Origin of the sequence: Aneurinibacillus thermoaerophilus, assembly GCF_900099925.1 — a bacterium.
GTDB classification, from domain to species: domain Bacteria; phylum Bacillota; class Bacilli; order Aneurinibacillales; family Aneurinibacillaceae; genus Aneurinibacillus; species Aneurinibacillus thermoaerophilus.
The window spans coordinates 1-1,134 of record NZ_FNDE01000101.1; the positions used below are offsets into that span (position 1 = coordinate 1).

The window sequence follows — 1,134 nt, forward strand, 5'->3', positions numbered from 1 at the left end:
ATCCGGCTTAAATTTTGCGCCAGTGCCGTCTTCCCATGTCCGCTCTGTGCTGCCAGCAAAATCAAATCTCCGCCACGCAGGCCCATAAACGTATCGTCCAAGGATGGAAACCCCATCACATGGCCGCCAGGTACCGTATGCGATAGCCGAATGCCATACGCCTCTTCCGGCTTCTCAAACCGTTGTCTGAACAGCTCTAACCCTTCCGTCGCATACTGCTTCGGCGCGATGATGTCTTCCCGGCTATCCTCAAACGAAATCGTGCCAATGCCTTTTTCCATCACATTCGAGATATCCTCGGATGTTGCACTCGTTTCTTGTGTCATCTGCAATGCTTTATGCGCGATATAGTAAAACTGTCGTTTTCGGTACGTTTCCGTTAAGTCTCGTAGGTGATTCCGAAACCCTTGCATACCGTTCCACATCTGGTCCGCCTGCCGGACAAGCGCCCGCTCTTTTGTGTCCTCCAATCGTTTCAGTACCGCTTGTGAATCCGGACGTGCCGTATTTGACAAATCTACCAACAGTCGAAAAACCTTCCGTGTGGTGTCGTAGTAGAAAAAATCCTCATCTGCAATTGACATGACTTCATCCAGTGCTTCCTCACTGTTCATCATTGCGCCAATAACGCCCATTTCTGCTTGTTGATCGGTCGGTACTTTCGTTTCCCCCATGTTGCTTATCCTCCCATACCGAGTAAGTCAATCGGTTCTCGATCTACAACAGGACGTTCTTTCGGCTCTTCACTGCGTACAACGTGTAAATGCCTATGTTTTGTATTTGCTTGTTCCTGCTGCTTACGTGCCTGGAACGCCTGCTTTTTCTCTTCGAACTGTGCAACTGTACGCACATTTTCCCTTCTACATGCATTCAACACCCGATCTACATAGACCCAGGAGCGCTTTTCGTTTAAAGCAGCCTCTTTAATCGCTGCGATCATAATGCCGTCTGGTTCATCGAAATATCCTCCATCAAGCCAATCGAACATTGCGTCCTTGATGGTATCTGTAAACTTTCCAATTTCCTGCTCGTAAACAGCAATCGGATTTTCCTCACGCGTATGCGCATGATGAGGATTATGATTATTTAGTTTAGTTTTGTTTAATAATGGGTCACTACTGTGGACACCATTGC

At 47.6% G+C, this 1,134-nt stretch carries 2 protein-coding genes; both read right to left on the reverse strand.

From position 1 onward, the window contains the following. Positions 1 to 674, reverse strand: a 674-nt coding sequence (locus BLR88_RS18870; RefSeq protein WP_139185050.1) for a DnaB-like helicase N-terminal domain-containing protein, incomplete at its 3' end; no start/stop codon positions are given. 5 nt (positions 675 to 679) lie between these two features. Continuing rightward, a partial coding sequence (locus BLR88_RS18875) for a DnaD domain-containing protein (RefSeq protein ID WP_139185049.1) occupies positions 680 to 1,134 on the reverse strand: 455 nt, incomplete at its 5' end.